This is a genomic window from Streptomyces sp. NPDC002476 (genome assembly GCF_042889785.1).
In the GTDB taxonomy this organism is placed as follows: Bacteria; Actinomycetota; Actinomycetes; order Streptomycetales; family Streptomycetaceae; genus Streptomyces.
Genome location: NZ_JBIARH010000021.1, coordinates 109,821 through 126,877, shown reverse-complemented (window position 1 = coordinate 126,877; position 17,057 = coordinate 109,821). Strand labels below are relative to the sequence as shown.

At 74.4% G+C, this 17,057-nt stretch carries 11 protein-coding genes and 3 pseudogenes; 9 read left to right on the top strand and 5 right to left on the bottom strand.

Annotated features, from left to right (window positions below):
* Nucleotides 1-324: 324 nt before the first annotated feature.
* From ACFYXM_RS23410 to pgm, 4 genes are all read right to left on the bottom strand, one after another.
* Nucleotides 325-2,028 carry an acyl-CoA dehydrogenase family protein gene (locus ACFYXM_RS23410; RefSeq protein ID WP_389292026.1) on the bottom strand — a complete coding sequence of 568 codons (1,704 nt, stop codon included), beginning with the start codon at nucleotides 2,026-2,028 and terminating at the stop codon, nucleotides 325-327.
* Nucleotides 2,029-2,264: 236 nt separating this feature from the next.
* Complete coding sequence (locus tag ACFYXM_RS23405) at nucleotides 2,265-2,891, bottom strand: TetR/AcrR family transcriptional regulator (RefSeq protein WP_389292024.1); 627 nt, start codon at nucleotides 2,889-2,891, stop codon at nucleotides 2,265-2,267.
* A 36-nt stretch (nucleotides 2,892-2,927) separates the two neighbouring features.
* Complete coding sequence (locus ACFYXM_RS23400) at nucleotides 2,928-4,994, bottom strand: SpoIIE family protein phosphatase (protein ID WP_389292022.1); 2,067 nt, start codon at nucleotides 4,992-4,994, stop codon at nucleotides 2,928-2,930.
* Between the two features lie 201 nt (nucleotides 4,995-5,195).
* Nucleotides 5,196-6,836, bottom strand: a complete 1,641-nt coding sequence (gene pgm, locus ACFYXM_RS23395; protein ID WP_389292020.1) for a phosphoglucomutase (alpha-D-glucose-1,6-bisphosphate-dependent) — start codon at nucleotides 6,834-6,836, stop codon at nucleotides 5,196-5,198.
* A 195-nt stretch (nucleotides 6,837-7,031) separates the two neighbouring features.
* Between pgm and ACFYXM_RS23390 the strand changes: the two genes are divergently transcribed.
* Nucleotides 7,032-7,349 (top strand): cupin, encoded by a 318-nt coding sequence (locus ACFYXM_RS23390; protein WP_389292018.1) that lies wholly within the window; start codon nucleotides 7,032-7,034, stop codon nucleotides 7,347-7,349.
* Here ACFYXM_RS23390 and ACFYXM_RS23385 read toward each other — a convergent pair.
* A complete protein-coding gene (locus ACFYXM_RS23385; RefSeq protein WP_389292016.1) occupies nucleotides 7,339-8,613 on the bottom strand; it encodes an MFS transporter in 1,275 nt (424 codons plus the stop codon). The two genes, ACFYXM_RS23390 and ACFYXM_RS23385, sit on opposite strands and share 11 nt — an antisense overlap.
* Before the next feature lie 79 nt (nucleotides 8,614-8,692).
* Between ACFYXM_RS23385 and ACFYXM_RS23380 the strand changes: the two genes are divergently transcribed.
* From ACFYXM_RS23380 to ACFYXM_RS23345, 8 genes and pseudogenes are all read left to right on the top strand, one after another.
* Nucleotides 8,693-9,616, top strand: a complete 924-nt coding sequence (locus tag ACFYXM_RS23380) for a LysR family transcriptional regulator (protein WP_389292015.1) — start codon at nucleotides 8,693-8,695, stop codon at nucleotides 9,614-9,616.
* A 163-nt stretch (nucleotides 9,617-9,779) separates the two neighbouring features.
* Nucleotides 9,780-9,992: pseudogene (locus ACFYXM_RS23375) on the top strand (ABC transporter substrate-binding protein); the annotation flags it as partial.
* 156 nt (nucleotides 9,993-10,148) lie between these two features.
* A pseudogene (locus ACFYXM_RS23370) lies at nucleotides 10,149-10,820 on the top strand (ABC transporter substrate-binding protein); the annotation flags it as partial.
* Between the two features lie 89 nt (nucleotides 10,821-10,909).
* The gene (locus tag ACFYXM_RS23365; protein ID WP_389292013.1) at nucleotides 10,910-11,920 is read left to right on the top strand and encodes a carbohydrate kinase; all 1,011 of its coding nucleotides are present in this window, start codon (nucleotides 10,910-10,912) and stop codon (nucleotides 11,918-11,920) included.
* 71 nt (nucleotides 11,921-11,991) lie between these two features.
* Nucleotides 11,992-13,293 carry a beta-ketoacyl-[acyl-carrier-protein] synthase family protein gene (locus ACFYXM_RS23360; protein WP_389292011.1) on the top strand — a complete coding sequence of 434 codons (1,302 nt, stop codon included), beginning with the start codon at nucleotides 11,992-11,994 and terminating at the stop codon, nucleotides 13,291-13,293.
* A gap of 25 nt (nucleotides 13,294-13,318) precedes the next feature.
* Nucleotides 13,319-15,420: pseudogene (locus ACFYXM_RS23355) on the top strand (acyl-CoA dehydrogenase).
* An 88-nt stretch (nucleotides 15,421-15,508) separates the two neighbouring features.
* A complete protein-coding gene (locus tag ACFYXM_RS23350) occupies nucleotides 15,509-15,787 on the top strand; it encodes an acyl carrier protein (RefSeq protein ID WP_389292009.1) in 279 nt (92 codons plus the stop codon).
* Complete coding sequence (locus tag ACFYXM_RS23345; protein WP_389292007.1) at nucleotides 15,784-17,007, top strand: beta-ketoacyl-[acyl-carrier-protein] synthase family protein; 1,224 nt, start codon at nucleotides 15,784-15,786, stop codon at nucleotides 17,005-17,007. The genes ACFYXM_RS23350 and ACFYXM_RS23345 overlap by 4 nt, the downstream gene beginning before the upstream one ends.
* The last annotated feature ends 50 nt before the right edge of the window (nucleotides 17,008-17,057 follow it).

The following is a 17,057-nucleotide window of genomic DNA, read 5'->3' as shown; positions in this document are numbered from 1 at the left end:
ATGGCCCGAAAGGCATGGGAGGGGCCCCTTCGCGTCACCTCCCTCCTCCGCCTTGCCGGGCTTGCCCCTCGCCCCGCTCCTTCCTCCGCCCCACCCATGCGCGCGACCTCTAAGGGCTGTCCCGCAATCCCTGGCGGGCGCGCGACGACAGCTGCGGCACCTCGCCGCGTTGTCGGAACGTCCGCATACGGGGCGTACGTGGACGATCCCGACAACGTGGCGAGGCGCCGTGCCAGGCGTCGCGGGCCGGACGGGACTTTCGCAACACGCCCTGGCCCGCCCCGCCGGACACGCGCCCCGCCCGCCCGGACGTGCGCGGGCCCCTCACGCGGCGGCGCCGGCGTGGCGCTCGACGATCGCCGCGGCGTCGGTACCGCGCGGCAGCACCCCGTACTGGTGGCCGCGTTCCTCCCCGAGCCGGGCGGCGACGAACGCCTCGGCGCTCGCCGCGGGCGCGTGACGCAGCATCAGCGAGGACTGCAGCGCCAGGGCCATGCCCTCGACCGTCGCCCGGGCGCGGTTCTGCGCGGCGAGCGGATCGCGCAGGTCGTCCGTCAGTTCCCGGCGCAGCCGGTGGATGTGCGCGTCCAGCACCGGATGGGCGCCCGACGTGGTCCTCAGCTCGGCCCAGAAGGCGTCCAGCGACCGCGGGGTTCGGCCGATGCCGCGCAGCACGTCGAGGGCGACGACATTGCCGGAGCCCTCCCACACGGCCATCACCGGCTGCTCGCGGTAGCGCCGGGCCAGCGGCCAGTCCTCCGTGTAACCGTTGCCGCCCAGGCACTCCAGCGCCTCATAGGCGTGGTGCGGGCCGCGCTTGCAGATCCAGTACTTGGACACCGCGGTGGCCAGCCGCCGGAACATCTCCTCGTCCTCGCCGCAGTCGGCCTCGTACGCGTGGGCCAGGCGCAGCGACGTCCAGGTCGCGGCCTCCGTCTCCAGCGCCAGGTCCGCCAGGACCGCGGTCATGGCGGGCTGGTCGGCCAGCCGGGCGCCGAACGCGTTGCGGTGCCGGGCGTGCCAGATCGCCTCGGACGCCGACTCGCGCATTCCCGCGGTGGTACCCAGCACGCAGTCGAGACGGGTGTGGTTGACCATCTCGATGATGGTGCGGACCCCGTGCCCGGGTTCACCGATCCGTACCGCCCAGGTGCCGTCGAACTCGACCTCGGAGGAGGCGTTCGACTTGTTGCCCAGCTTGTTCTTCAGCCGCTGGACCCGGATGGTGTTGCGGGTGCCGTCGGCCAGCACGCGCGGTACGAGGAAGCAGGTGAGCCCGGCCTCGGCCCGGGCCAGCACGAGGAAGGCGTCCGACTGAGGGGCGGAGAAGAACCACTTGTGGCCGGTGAGCAGATGGGCCCGGCCCTCGGGGTCGGAGGCGATCGGCACGGCCCGGGTGGTGTTGGCGCGGACGTCGGAACCGCCCTGCTTCTCCGTCATCCCCATGCCGAACGTCAGCCCGGACTTGTCGGCGGGGGCGATCGGCCGAGGATCGTACGAGCGACTCAGCAGTCCCGGCAGCCAGTCCCGCCCCACCTCCGGATCGCGCCGCAGCACCGGGACCACGGCATGGGACATGGAGATCGGGCAGGCGTGGCCGGGCTCGATCTGGGCGAACAGCATGAACGCCGCCGCCCGCGCCACCGCCGCCCCGGGCCTCGGGTCGGCCCAGCCCGCCGTGTGCGTGCCGTGGCCCACCGCCGCCCCGATGACCTCGTGGTACGCGGGGTGGAAGTCGATCTCGTCCACGCGGTTGCCGTAGCGGTCGTGGGTGCGCAGCACGGGCGGGGAGGTATGGGCGAGTTCGGCGTTCGCCCGGAACCGCTCGGACCCGACCAGGGCGCCGATCTCGTGCAGCTCCGGTTCGCGCCAGGCCGCGCCGAAGGCCTGCACGGCCTGGACGAGCGTCGGGTTGGCGGCGTACTCGTCGATGCCGGTGCGAGGCGGTGCCTGGTTGGTGACCTCGTGGGTGCGGTACGGGGCGGGCGCCTCGGGCCGGGGGCCGGCCGCCTGCGGGGTGAGGGTCATCGCGGATTCCTGTCCTGGGTCGGTGGGCGGGCGACGAGGGCGACGGTCCGGCGGGGGAACGCGTGCGGTGGAACGGGGCCGGACGATCGGCTGCGGGACTGCGGGACTGCGGGACTGCGGGACTGCGGGACTGCGGGACTGCGGGACTGCGGGACTGCGGGACTGCGGGACTGCGGGCGGTCGGTCGGTGCGGCGGTACGTCGTGGGGGTGCGCGGTCGGGGGCGGTGCCGAACGGTCACCGGGGGCGTGGTGGGGCGGTGCCGGCCCCGACCGCGCGCAGGCACAGCGCGGTGATCCCCGCCACGACCGGCTCCGGGGCGGTCCGCTCACCGACCGGCGACAGCGGACCCAGCAGGGCCTCGCCGACCGCCCCGATCACGGCTGCGGCCGACAACCGCGCGTTCTGCTCGGGCAGTTCACCCGCGGCCACCCCGGCGGCGACGACCGACTCGGCGAGTGCGTGGTAGGCGCGCCGGTAGGCCAGGCGCTCCTGTTCGACGAGGGGATCGACCGGTTCGGCGAGCAGCGCCCAGGCCGTACGCGGGGTGCGCAGCGCACGGTGGGAGAAGACCTCGACCAGGGCGCGCAGCTGCCCGGCGGCCCCGGTCCCGGCCTCCACCGCCTCCCGCACCGCGCTCAGCTCGTGACCGGCGACGTGGCGGAAGACTGCGGCCAGCAGTTCCTGCTTGGAGGCGAAGTGGTTGTAGACGCTCCCGGTGGCGACCCCGGCCCGGTCGGCGAGCGCGGAGACGCTCGCCGCCGCGTACCCGCCCTCGGCCAGGAGTTCACGGGCGGCGTCCAGCAACCGTTCGCGGTGGGCGAGCCGGGTCGCTTCCGTACGGGCGGTGGGTCGGTAGGCCACGATGTTCTGAACCTCGATTCATATCTTCAGAGGCACTCAACCATGGTTGTGCGCAGGGGGCAATGACCCTGCGGCGGACGCGTCCGGGATCTCCTGCTCGGTCCACAGCGTCTTGCCTTCGGCGCCGTACCGCACGCCCCAGTGCGCGGCGAGCCGGGAGACGATGAACAGCCCGCGCCCGCCCTCGTCGACGGTGCGCGCGTGGCGCAGATGGGGTGACACCCGGCTGCTGTCGTGCACCTCGCAGGTGAGCGTGCGGTCCAGGATCAGCCGCAGGCGCAGTGGAGGGGCGCCGTAGCGGATCGCATTGGTGATCAGTTCGCTGACGATGAGTTCGGTCGCCTCCGCCGTCTCCTCGTCGAGGTTCCAGCCGTCGAGCCGATCGCGCACGAGCGTGCGCGCGATGCCGGGGGTCGTCCGGTCGTGAGCCAGGTCCCACGTCGCGACCCGGTCGTCCGGCACCGCTCCGGTGCGGGCGACCAGGAGGACGGCGCCCTCCGCGTGCGTCTCGCCCGGCAGGCCGTGGACCACGTCGTCGCACAGGTCCTGGACGCTCCGTCCGGGCCGCGCGAGCGCCTCCCGCACCCGGTCCGCGGTCTCCTCTCCGGACAGGAGCGGCCCGGTGAAGAAGGCCAGGAGGCTGCCCTCGGCGAGCCGGAGAACGGCCATGGCGAACGGCGAGCCGTCGGTGTCGAACAGCGCGGGACCCTCCGGGACGTCCAGGGCGGTCGCGGTGCCGTCGGGCGTGACGAGGACCGGCGCCGGGTGTCCCGCCCGGGCCACGGTGCAGGTGCGGGCCAGGGGGTCGTAGACGGCGTAGACGCACGTCGCGGTCAGCGGCTGGGCGTGCCCCCGGCCGACGGGTGGCGGCTCCGCCTGCTCGGCGGCCAGCCGGACGGCGGTCTCGGCGAGTCTGGCCAGCACCTCGTCGGGCTCCAGGTCGAGACCGGCCAGGGCGTGGATCACGGTCCGCAGCTGCCCCATGACGACGGCCGCCCGCAGACCGGAGCCCTCGACATCGCCGACGACCAGAGCGGTGCGCGCGCCGGAGAGGTTGATGGTGTCGAACCAGCCTCCGCTGCCTCGGCCGGGCAGCAGCACGTGTGCCGTCTCGACGGCCACCCCGCCGCCCTCGCGCTGGGGCAGGAGCCTGCGCTGCACCGCCGACGCGATCACGTGGTCGCGCACGAAGCGCCGCGCGTTGTCGACGCTCAGGGCCGCGTGGGCGGCCGCCGTCAGGGCGAGGGGAAGATCGTTCTCCTCGTACGAGGCCGTGCCCCGGCACCGGTAGAGGCTCACCAGGCCGAGCACCGCCCCGCGCAGCGTCAGCGGGACGACGATCAGGGAGTGGGCCCGGGTCGCCCGGACCAGCCGGGCGGTGTCCGGGGCGGCGTCGAGCCATGGCGTCCGGTCGTCGATCGCTACGAGGCGGGCCCGCAGGTCCGACGCCGCCAGGGAGTGCGGCGTACGGGCGGGCAGCCGGCGCATCTCCGCGACGAGGCCGTCCAGGCGGCCCTCCGCGTCCGGGCCGCGCACGGCCGCGCGGCGCAGCGGGACCGCGGCCCCCAGGGGGCCTGGCGGCGGATCCGAGCCGCGCACCACATCGTCCACCACCTCCACCACCGCGAGGTCGGCGAACGCCGGAACGACGGCCTCCGCGAGCGCCTCGCAGGTCGTCGCGATATCGAGCGACGTACCGACCTTCGTCCGCACGGCCGCCAGGCACGCCGCCCGGACGCGTTCCTTCTCCCGCTCGTCGACGTCGACGACGGTGGCCAGCAGCCCGAGGGCACGGCCGTCCGCCTCCTCCACCCGGTGGACCGACACCATGAGGCTGCGGTCCGGGCCGGGGGTGCCGGCGAGCCTGCCCCGGATGACGTGGTCGTACACGGAGGCGCCGGTGTCCAGCACCTCGCGCAGCAGCCGCTCCTCCCTGTCCGGCCGCTCGCACCGGTACACGTCCGTGAAGTGACGCCCCATCAGGTGCTCGGCGGCCCCGGCCCCCGACAGACTGGCCGCCCGCACCAGGCGCAGCCGGGTGTCCAGCACGTGCAGCCCCACCGCCGACTGGGCGAACAGGGTGCGCAGGAGCGCCGCTCCCATGGCATCCGGCCGTGCCGACGCTGGGTCCGGTGCACCGGCATCCGACACGGGTTCACCCCCACGAGGCTCCGCCCCCGCGCGGACCGGAGGCTGGTGACCAGCGTCGGTCCGCTTCGCGCGCCTCGCCACCGGCGGGCGGTGTACGGGTGAACCGCCGCGGGCGTGCCCCGCCCCCGGCCGGGCCCGGCCGGGGGCGGGGGCTCAGGCGTCCAGGGCCGCGGAGACCACGGCCCGGGCCTCCTCCTGCACCCGGCCCAGGTGGTCGGGGCCCAGGAACGACTCTGCGTAGATCTTGTAGACGTCCTCGGTGCCCGAGGGACGTGCGGCGAACCAGGCGTTCTCGGTGGTCACCTTGATGCCGCCGACCGGCGCGCCGTTTCCGGGCGCCTCGGTGAGCACGGCCGTCACCGGCTCGCCGGCCAGGGCGCCGGTGCAGACCTGCCCGGGGGAGAGCCGGGCGAGTACGGCCTTCTGCTCGCGGGTGGCCGGGGCGTCCGTCCGCGCGTACGCCGGCTCACCGAACCGGGAGGTCAGCGCCGCGTAGTGCTCCGACGGAGACCTCCCCGTCACCGCGAGGATCTCCGAGGCGAGCAGCGCCAGCAGGATGCCGTCCTTGTCCGTCGTCCACACCGAGCCGTCGCGGCGCAGGAAGGAGGCCCCCGCCGACTCCTCGCCGCCGAACCCGAGCGATCCGTCGGCCAGCCCGTCGACGAACCACTTGAAGCCGACCGGCACCTCGACCAGCCGCCGTCGGAGCCCGGTGGCGACCCGGTCGATCATCCCCGACGAGACCAGTGTCTTCCCGATGCCCGCGGCGGCCGGCCAGTCCTCGCGGTGCGTGAACAGGTAGTCGATGGCGACGGCCAGGTAGTGGTTGGGGTTCATCAGCCCGCCGTCGGGGGTGACGATGCCGTGCCGGTCGGCGTCGGCGTCGTTCCCGGTGGCGATCCGGTAGCGGTCGCGCTGGGCGATCAGCGAGGCCATCGCGAAGGGCGACGAGCAGTCCATCCGGATCTTCCCGTCCCAGTCCAGCGTCATGAACCGCCAGGTGGGGTCGGTCAGCGGGTTGACCACGGTCAGGTCGAGCCGGTGCTCCTCGGCGATGCGGCCCCAGTACGCGACCGAGGCGCCGCCCAGCGGGTCGACGCCGATGCGCACCCCGGCGGCGCGGATCGCGTCCAGGTCGAGCACGGACGGAAGGTCGCCGACGTAGGCGCCGAGGAAGTCGTAGGTCCCGGTGGTCGACGCCGCACGCGCGCGGGCGTACGGCAGCCGGCGCACGTCCTTCATGCCCGCCGCGATGATCTCGTTGGCCCGCTCCTGGATCCAGCCGGTGGCCTCGGAACCGGCCGGTCCGCCGCTCGGCGGGTTGTACTTGAAGCCGCCGTCGCCGGGCGGGTTGTGGGACGGGGTGACCACCACGCCGTCGGCGAGGTGCGAGGCCCGGCCCCGGTTGTGGGCGAGGACGGCGTGCGACACCGCCGGGGTCGGGGTCCAGCCGTCGGCCGGGTCGACGAGCACGGTCACGTCGTTGGCGGCGAACACCTCGACGGCGGTGATCCGGGCCGGTTCCGACAGGGCGTGGGTGTCCGTGCCGAGGAAGAGCGGCCCGTCCGTGCCCCGACGGGCCCGGTACTCGACGATGGCCTGGCTGGTGGCGGCGATGTGGTCCTCGTTGAACGCGGTGGCCAGGGACGACCCCCGGTGTCCGGAGGTGCCGAACGCCACCCGCTGGTCCGGCACGGCCGGATCCGGGTGCAGCGTGTAGTACGCCGTCACCAGCCGTGCCACATCGATGAGATCCTCCGGCCGGGCCGGCTGTCCCGCTCGTTCGTGCGGCATCCGTCAGTCCTCCGTATCGGTCGGTCGTCGCGGTCTTCCCCCGAGCCATCTTCCCGAGCCATCTTCCCGGGTCGTACCCGCCGGGCCGTGGGCACCCCGCCGCAACGGCACGGCGGGACGCGGCACCGCGTGCACGAGGGGCGGGCGGGGACCCGCAGGATCGCGCGGGCCCGGGACCTGCGGCACAGTGGGCACATGGACGACCTGACTGCCCTCGCCGACGAGCACCTGGCCGCGGCCCGCGCTTCCGCGCACGGCCGCAGCGCCCACCGACTGCTGCATCAGGAGCCCCTGCGCCAGACGGTCATCGCCCTCACCGCCGGCACCGCCCTGGACGAGCACAACGCGCCCGCGGCGGCCTCCCTCCTGGTGCTCCGCGGCCGGGTGCGTCTGACCGCGGCCTCGGGGGACGTGGAGGTGGGAGCCGGAGGGCTTCAGCCCGTTCCGAGGGAGCGGCACGGGCTGGCGGCGCTGGAGGACGCCGTGGTGCTGCTGACCACCGTCAACGAGTGACGGCGCCGGGGACGGGACGCGCGGAACCGCCCGTCCTGATCCGCTCCAGCACCCACAGCACCAGGCTCGTCGCGGCCAGCAGTCCTCCCAGCAGGCAGACACCGCCCCAGCCCGCCCGCGACCAGACCAGCGAGGCGAGTGCGGAGCCGAGCGCGCCGCCCAGGAAGAACAGCGTCATGAACCCGGCGTTGATCCGGTTGCGGGCCTCCGGACGGAGCGCGTAGATCACGTTCTGGCAGCTGTTGAGCCCCGCCTGCTGGGCGATGTTGAGCGAGATCACCCCGACCGCCAGCCACGGCAGGGACGACTCCCCGGCCAGCAGGGGCAGCCACGAGAGGGTGAGCAGGGCGCCCGCCGTCCCCGACACCACCTGCACCCGGCCGCGGTCGCCCAGCCGGGCGGCGACGTTCATGCCCAGGACCCCGATCACCCCCAGCAGTCCGAACAGCCCGATGGCGGCCGCGTTCCAGTCGAACGGCGACCGGGTCAGCAGGAACGTCAGCGCCGTCAGCTGCACGCTGTACGAGGCCATCGAGAACGCGCCGATGGCCGCCCTCCAGCGCAGCAGCGGCTCCTGCCGCAGCAGCGCCAGGGTGGACCGCAGCAGACCGGTGTACGACATCGAGCGCGCCTCGCGCGAGCGCGGCAGCCGGGGCAGGCGCAGCTGCAGCAGCACCGCCATCACGGCCATGAGCAGGGCGTTCACCCAGTACGCGGTGCGCCAGCCGCCCAGCTCGGACAGGGCTCCGGAGGCCAGTCGGCCGAACAGTCCGCCCAGCAGCACCCCGGACATGACGACACCGACGACCCTGCCGCGTTCCGCCGGAGCCGCGAGGGTCGCCGCGAAGGGAACCACGACCTGTGCCCCCACGGAGGTGAGCGCGACGAGCAGCGTCCCGGCGATCAGCAGCGGGCCGCCCGGGGCGGCGGCCGTCAGCAGCAGGAACAGGGAGGTGAGCGCGAACAGGGACACGGCGAGCCGCCGGCGTTCCACCACGTCCCCGAGCGGCACGAGCAGGATCAGGCCCAGCGCGTACCCGGCCTGGGCCGCCGTCACGATCAGGCCCGCGGCGGTGGCGCCGATGTGCAGATCCCGCTGGATGACGTCGAGCAGCGGCTGCGCGAAGTAGTTCCCGGAGGCGGAGAGCCCGGCGGCGAGGGCCATCAGCGGCACCGAGCCGCGGGCGAGGGCGGGGAGACCGGGAGGGCCGGGGAGCGGGCGGGGGACGGCCCGGTTTCGGGTCCGCGCTGTGGAATGAGCCATGCGCCCAGCCTCGGGGGTTCCCCATCCATGAGTCCAACACATGTTTTTCATTTCATCGATCGTGATTCACGATGGGTGGATGGAACTTCAGCAGATGCGGTACGTCCTCGCGGTGGCGGAACTGGGGAGCTTCACCCGCGCCGCCAAACAGTGCCTGGTCGTCCAGTCCGCGCTCAGCCACCAGATCGCCCGCCTGGAGAAGGAACTCGGTGCCCGGCTCTTCGACCGCACCAGCCGCCGGGTGCGGCTCACCCCGGCGGGCGAGGCGTTCCTGACACACGCCGGACAGGCGCTGGAAGCGGCGGAACGGGCCCGCAGCGAGGTCGCCGCCGCGGTGGGGGAGGTCCGCGGCCGTCTCGCGGTCGGTGCCATCCCCACCATCGGCTCGGTCGACCTGCCGGCCGTGCTGCGGGCGTTCCGCCTCCGCCATCCGAAGGTGCGCGTCGTCCTGCGCGAGGGGGCCAGCAAGGACCTGGTCCAGGAGGTGCGGGACGGCGCGCTCGACGTGGCGTTCCTGGGGGTGCTGCCGAGCTACCGGCCCGCGGGCGTGAACGACCGGGAACTCGCCACCGGCGAGCTGGTCGCCGTCGTGGCCCCGGCCCACCCCCTGGCGCGGGAGACCGAGGTGGGTCTGGAGCGGCTGGCGCGCGAGACGTTCGTCGACCACCCCGCCGGTACCGCCGCCCGGGCGCAGTCGGACGAGGCCTTCGCGGCGATGGGCCTCACCCGGGAGGTGGCGTTCGAGGTCGGCGGCACCGACTTCATCGTCCGGCTGGTCCGCAGCGGGCTCGGCGTCGCCCTGCAGCCGGCCGCCTTCGCCGAGCAGCTGACCGGCGTGCACGTGCTGCGCGTCCGCGAGGCGCCCGCCCGCACGGAACGGCTCGTCTGGAGCCGCTTTCGCCCCGCCCCCGCGGCCGCGGCGTTCCTGACCGGACTCGGTGTGGACCCGACGGCAGGGACCGGGGAGAGCGCCGCCCCCGGTGACCGGGACGCGGATGACTGACGGCATGTCATATCTGTTCGGAAGGTGGCGACTTCGCGCCAACCATGCCGAACCGGCCGTCGGCAGGGGATGTCGCACTCATTTGCTGGGCAGGTACCGGTGTACGAGCCCGTGGACGCATGGGCGAAGACGCCCCGGCGACCGGTGCCGCAGGGCGTGCGAGGTGAGGGAGCGGACCGTGTGGGAGTTCACCGACGACCGTGGACAGGTGGCGACCGCGGCGCGGCGCCCGGCACGGGTGCTCGCCTATGTGCAGGCCGGAGCGACCCTGTGGGACCACGGGACACGCCCGGCCGCGATGTTCGGCTCCGACCACGACGACCCCGCCGTGCCGGACGGGGCGAAGACCGGATCGCTCCCGGTGGACACGGTCGCCCAGGGCGTGTTTCGAAAGTCCCGTCTGGCCTGCGACGCCTGGCACGGCGCCTCGCCACGGCCCAGTACGTGGACGACCCTCTGCCTTGCGATGCACCGCACCAGACGCCGCGGGCCCCGCCCTTCGGGCGGACGACGCTACTTTCGAAACACGCCCTAGGTCGGGGCGGGCAGTTCCCTGGACGCGGACACCCTGCTCGGCGGTGAGCCGGACCTCGTCGTGGCCGTCAGCTACGGCGGCGGACAGGTCTACGCCCTTGCCCCGGAGACCGCAAAGCACCTGGAGGAGCACGTTCCGGTCGTCGTCCTCGACGTGGGACGGGCGCGCTCCTTCGCGCAGGTCACCGAACGGTTCGCGGCACTCGCCCGGTCGCTCGGGGCCGAGGCGCCCACCACGGGGACGCGGGACCTGGAGACCGCCCGGGACCGGCTGCGCACGCTCTGCGCCGGGGCGGGGAGGTCCCGTGTCGTCGCGCTCTCCCCGGCCGGACAGGAGCAGACGCATCTGGCACGCCCCCGCATGTGGCCGGAACTGCGCGTGCTCGCCGAACTCGGCGTGCACCTGGTGGAACCGGCCGACGGGCCGGGCGCGAGCTGGTCGACGGTCGGCTGGGCCGAAGCGGCGGCGTTGCGCCCCGACATCGTCCTCGCCGACATCCGGGTCAACGCCACGCCGTTCGACGACCTGCGGACGAACGAGGAGTGGGCGGCGATCGAACGGGCCGCCCGGGTGGTCCCGTGGAACCCGGAGCCGGTCTGCGGCCCGCGGGCCCACGCGCGCTTCCTGGACCTTGTGGCGGACGCGGTGGAGGGCACCACCGGCCGGTGACCGCGGCCGGGGCAGGATGGGGCCCACCGCGACTGCCCGCCGCGCCGTCCGCCGGGGCGCCGCGGCCCCGCACGCCAGGAGCCCGCCCCATGCCCGACCCCCTCGACCTGCTCGTCATCGGCGAATGCGTCGCCGACATCGTCCGGCTGCCGGGCGGGAACGTCCACGTCCACCCGGGCGGCAGCCCCGCCAACGTGGCCCACGGCCTGGCCCGGCTCGGGCACGCCGTCACCCTGCTCACACAACTGGGCCCGGACGACCACGGACGCCTGATCAGGAGTCGTCTGGCCGAGGCCGGGGTCGAGGTGCGCACGGACGGCAGCGCGGCCCCCACCCCGTCGGCCGTCGTGACCCTGGACCGCGAGGGCCGGGCCGCGTACGCCTTCGAGATCGCCTGGACGCTCGCCCCGGTCGCGCCGGACCGGACGCCCCACCACGTCCACACCGGTTCGATCGCCGCCGTGACCGACCCCGGCGCGGCCACCGTCCTCGCCGCCGTCGAGTCGCTGCGCCCCTCCGCGACCGTCAGCTACGACCCCAACGTGCGGCCCGCGCTGATGGGCGACCACGACGCCGCCGTCCGCAGGGTCGAGCACTGCGTCGCGCTGAGCGACGTGGTCAGGGCCAGCGACGAGGACCTGGAGTGGCTGTACCCGGGCGAGGAGCCGGAGACGGTCGCGCGGCGGTGGCTGGGCCGGGGTCCGGCGGCCGTCCTCGTCACCCGCGGCGGCGACGGTGCCCTGGCCGTCCTGCCCGGCGGGCGGGTCACGGCCGACGCGTTCGCCACCGAGGTCGTCGACACCGTGGGGGCGGGCGACGCCTTCATGTCCGGCACCCTGCACGCCCTCGCCGCGCACGGGCTGCTCGGCCCGGACGGCCGGGAGCGGCTGCGCACGGCGGACCGGTCCACTGTCGCCGACGTCCTGCGCCACGCCGCCGCCTGCGCCGCCGTCACCGTGGCACGGGCCGGGGCCAACCCGCCGGACGCGGCCGAACTGCGGGCGGCGCTCGCCCGCGACCGGTCGCGGCGCGGCGGACGGGTGAACGCGTCACCCGCGCATGGCCCGGACGGCCGAACCGTGACCCGTTCGGGTCATTGAGCGCATCCTCCTCGGGGCTACGGCCGTTCGACAACCGGTAGGCGTGATCGATTACGAGGAGGGGGCGGAACATGGGGCGGGCCGACACGGGTGTCGCGGTGACCGGCGTGGGGATGGTGACTCCCGCGGGAGCGGACGAACGGACCCTCTGGGAGGGGCTGTGCGCCGGGGTGTCGCTGGCCCGGCGCTGTGAACAACTGGCCGGGCTGCCGGTCGACTTCGCCTGTCCGGTGGACGGGATCGACCTGGACGAGGCCGTCGGCGGGCGTTCGGTGTGGCGGATGGCGCGGTTCGTGAAGATGGCGCTGGTCGCCGCCCGCACGGCGGTCGCCGACGCCGGGCTGTCACCGCGGCGGTGGGACGGCGGCCGGGTGGGAGTGGTGCTCGGGGTCGGCGTGGGCGGGGTGGCCGTGCTCACCGACAACGCGCGCAGGCTGGAGCACGACGGACCGGAGGCGGTGTCGCCGCTCCTCGTCCCGATGATGATGCCCAACGCCGCCGCGGGGGAGGTCGCCATCGCGCTGCGGGCGCACGGCCCCAGCCTCGCCCCTGCCACGGCGTGCGCGTCCGGGGCGACCGCGATCTCCCTGGCCCGCGACCTGCTGACGAGCGGTCGGTGCGACGTGGTGGTGGCGGGCGGCGCGGAGTCGGTGCTGACCCCGCTGGTGGTGAGCGCCTTCGCGGGCATGGGCGCGCTCTCGCTGCGGACCGCCGACCCGGCGGCGGCGTCGCGCCCGTTCGCCGCCGACCGGGACGGATTCGTGATCGGTGAGGGGGCCGCCGTACTGGTGCTGGAGCGCACGTGCGACGCGTACGCCCGCGGCCGGCATCCGCGCGCCCTGCTGGCCGGCACGGGATCCGGCACCGACGCGCACCACCCCACGGCCCCCTCCCCGGACGGGTCCGGTGCGCGCCGGGCGGTGGAGGCGGCGCTGCGCGAGGCCGGGTGGGCCGCCCACGAGGTCGACCACATCAACGCCCACGGCACGTCCACCCGTCTCAACGACGCGATGGAGGGCGGCCTGATCTCCGGCATGTTCCCGCACCGGCCGTCCGTGACCGCGCCGAAGGGCGTGCTCGGACACACCCTCGCGGCGGGAGGCGCGATCGAGGCGGTGGCCACCGTACTGACCCTGGAGCACGGCCTGGTGCCCCCGGTCGCCAACCTGGACTCGCTGCCCGACGGCTCCGACCTCGACTGCGTGGTCAAGGAGCCCCGGGCGCAGGACGTCGAGCGCGCGCTCAGCCATTCCTTCGGCTTCGGCGGGCACAACGTCGTGCTCGCCTTCCGGCGCGCCGACGAGGACCGTCCGCTGCCCCGGCGAGGGCATTCCGGCGCGGGGCGCGACGGCGTACCGGCCCCGGTGTCCTAGCCGTTGACTGAATCGTTGATGTCTCATGACCGCAACGATCGACGGCCCGTTCACCGAACGGTCCACGGAACTCCTCACCGCGGTGCTCCTCGGCGAGGACCACCACCGCGAACACGGTTTCTGGCGGCGGCTGATCGCCACAGAACCGTTCCGGCGACCGGACCGCCCCACCACCGAGCAGCGTCTGCGCCTCGCGTACGACCGCTTGCGCGCGCTCAACGACGGCCTCGTCCACGGCCTCGACGGCGACGGCGACGACGGCCTTGCCACCGGCCCCGACGGCGGCGCGCGGCTCGCCACCGACCCGCGCGCCCTCGCGGCCCTGCACGAATGGCTCGGCCCGGTCGACCCGGCGCTCACGACCGTGGCCGCCATCCACTACAACCTCTTCCTCGGCAGTCTCCTCGACCACGACGGCCCCGGCCGCCGCGATCTGTCGGACTTCCTCCGGCTGCGCAGCACCGGCACCTTCCTGTGCACGGAGGTGGCGCACGGCAACGACGCGGCGGCCATCGAGACCGTCGCCCGCTACGACCGCGCCCGCGACGCGTTCGTGCTGCACACCCCGCACGCCGGGGCGCAGAAGTTCATGCCCAACACCAGTCCGGCGGGCGGCCCCAAGGCGGGGCTCGTGGCCGCCCGGCTGCTCGTCGACGGCGCCGATCACGGGGTCTTCCTCTTCCTCGTACCGCTCACCGACGCCGAACGCCCCCTGCCCGGTGTGCGGGTGCGCAGGCTGCCCGCGCGCATGGGGAGCCCGGTGGACCACTGCCTGACCTCCTTCGACCGGGTCCTCGTGGGGCGTGACGCGCTGCTCGCCGGGGACCATGGGCGGATCGGCGACGACGGTGTGTTCAGCAGCGCGATCGGCAACCGCAGGCGGCGCTTCCTCGCGTCGATCGGGAGGGTGACCGCCGGAAAGATCTCGATGAGCGCCTGCGCGGTCGGCTCCGCGCGGGCCACGCTCGCCGTCGCCGTCCGCTACGGCGGCCACCGCCACGTCTCCGGGCCGCGCGGCACGGGACAGGTGCCGGTGATGGCCCACCGCAGCCACCACGGGCCGCTCGTCCGCGCCATGGCCACCGTCTACGCGATGAGTCTGCTGCATCGCAGGGCCCTGGACCACTGGGAGGCGGCACGCAAGGACGCGGCGGAGACCTGCCGGGAGGACGCGGAGCGGCTGGTCGCCGTGGCCAAGGGGTGGATCACCTGGCAGGCCAGGTCGGTGATCGTGGAATGCCGCGAACGCTGCGGCGCGCAGGCGCTCCTGGAGAACAACGGCATGAGCGCGCTGCTCACGGGGGTGGAGGGCGCCATCACCGCGGAGGGCGACAATCTGGCGATCCACGCCAAGGCGGCCGCGGAGATGCTCCTGGCCGCCGAACCGGCCGGGCACGAGGCCCCTTCCGGCGGCGAACCGGGCGAACTCTCCGACCCGCGGTTCCTCGTCGGGCTGCTGGCGGCCCTGGAGCGGATCTGGTTCGACCGCGCCGGGCGGCGCATGGGAAGCGCTCCGCACGGCGATCCGCTGACGCGGTGGAACGCCGCCTCCGGTCCCGCGCTGCGAGGCGTCGAGGCCCACGCCCACCGGCAGGCGGCCGAAGCGTTCACGGACGCGGCGGAGCGGCTGCCGCAGGGCCGCGCCCGTGAGCAACTCATTTGGCTGCAAAGGCTGTTCGCGCTGGACCGGATCGCTCTCGGCAGTGGCGACCTGCTGGCCGCCGGTTACATGACTCCCCATCAGGTCGACGAACTGCCGGACGCGGCGGACCGGTTGATCGCCGCCCTCGTCGACCGGCTCCCCGAACTCGCCGACGCCTTCGCCCTGCCTGCCGAACTCCTCGCGGACTGGCCCATCGCCGGGGACGGCTACATCGACGCCTACGACGACCCGGAGGCCGCCTGGCACCGGAACGGAGGAGGGGGCCCGGCCGCGGTCGCGGACGAGCGGCGGGAGCGGTGAACGACACGGGGACCACCGGCCACGGCCATCGGGTCAGGGAGGCGGCCGGTGTCCTCGTGGTCCGTGTCGTGCTGCTGCTCTTCTGGGGGACGCCGGCCGTTCTGGTCCGCTGGCACGCGTCGCCGCCGACCGGCCGTGCCGAATCGGTTCGCCATAAGGCGTAACTGGATCGACGTCACTCAGTTGATCCGGCGTCGGGACGATGTCGTCCCACTGCGCCGACAGTCGTACCGAATGACGGAGAGGAAGCTCATGAGTACGATTCATCCGCGGATCACCGAGGTCCTGACCCATACCTTCAAGGTGCCGCCCTCCGAGATCCACCCGGATTCCACGATGGACAGCCTGGAGATGGACTCCCTCGCCGTCGCCGAGTTCGCCGTCCTGCTCAGGGAGACGACGGGGGGCGAAACGGACCTGGACAGGATCCCCAAGGACGCCACGCTGGCCGAGATCTCGCGCTTCATCGACCCGCCGCGCGGCTGCGTGACGACGGCCCGCCCCGAGGCACACCTGAGCAACGCCCGATGAACAAGCCGGACATCGCCGTCACGGGCCTGGGAATGATCACCCCGGTCGGCAACGACACGGAATCCACCTGGAAGGGCGTGTGCGCCGGGGTCTCGCCGGTGCGCACCGTCCCGGAACTCGACGGCTGCGCGATCGACTTCGCCTGCACGGTCGACGGGATCGACCTCGACGCCGCGATCGGCGGCCGTACGTCCTTCCGGATGGGAAAGTACGTCAAGCTCGCCGTCGTCGCGGCCCGGGAGGCCGTCGCCGACTCCGGACTGGACCCGCAGCGGTGGGAGGGCGACCGGGTGGCGGTCGTCGTCGGCACCAGCAGCGGGGGTTCCGCGGCACTGACCGAACAGGCCGTGGTGCTCGACCGGCACGGGCCCGACGCCACGTCGCCCTCGGGGATCCTGCTCACCATCCCGAACATGCCCGCGGCCGAGATCGCGATCCAGTTCCGGGCCACCGGTCCCAGCCTGGCACCGTGCACCGCCTGCTCGTCCGGCGCCACCGCCCTGTCCGTCGCCCGTGACCTGCTGGCCACCGGGCAGTGCGACGTTGCGATCGCCGGCGCGACCGAGTCGATCGTCTACCCGGTCGCCATGACCGGATTCGCCCGGTCCGGTGCCGCGGCCCGGGCGGTCGGCGACCCGGCCCGGCTGTGCCGTCCCTTCGCGGCCGACCGGGCGGGACTGGTCATGGGTGAGGGCGCCGCCGTCATGGTGCTGGAACGCGCGGACGACGCGGCGGCCCGGGGCGCCGCGCCGAGGGCCCTGCTCGCCGGTACCGGCGCCACCACCGACGCCCACCACCCCACCAGCCCGCATCCGTCCGGCGCGGTGGCCCAGGCCGCCGTCGAGGCCGCGCTGCGGGACGCGGGCTGGGCGCCCGACGACGTCGACCACGTCAACGCGCACGGCACGGCGACACCGAGCAACGACGCCACCGAGGCCGCCCTCATCGGCCGGGTCTACCCGCACCGGCCACCGGTCACCGCGCCGAAGGGGGTACTCGGCCACTGCATGGGGGCGGCCGGGGCGATCGAGGCGGGGCTGACCGTCCTGACGCTCCAGCGCGGCGTCGTGCCCCCGATCGCCAACCTGGACGCCCCGGCGCCCGAGTTCGACATCAACTGCGTCGTCGGGCAGCCGTTGCGGCAGCCCGTCCGGCGGGCCGTGAGCCACTCCTTCGGTTTCGGCGGGCACAACGCGGTGCTCGCCCTCCAGCGGCCGTAGACCGCGGCCGGCACCTCGCGTGGCCGACCGTACGGCGGCGCACACCGGCC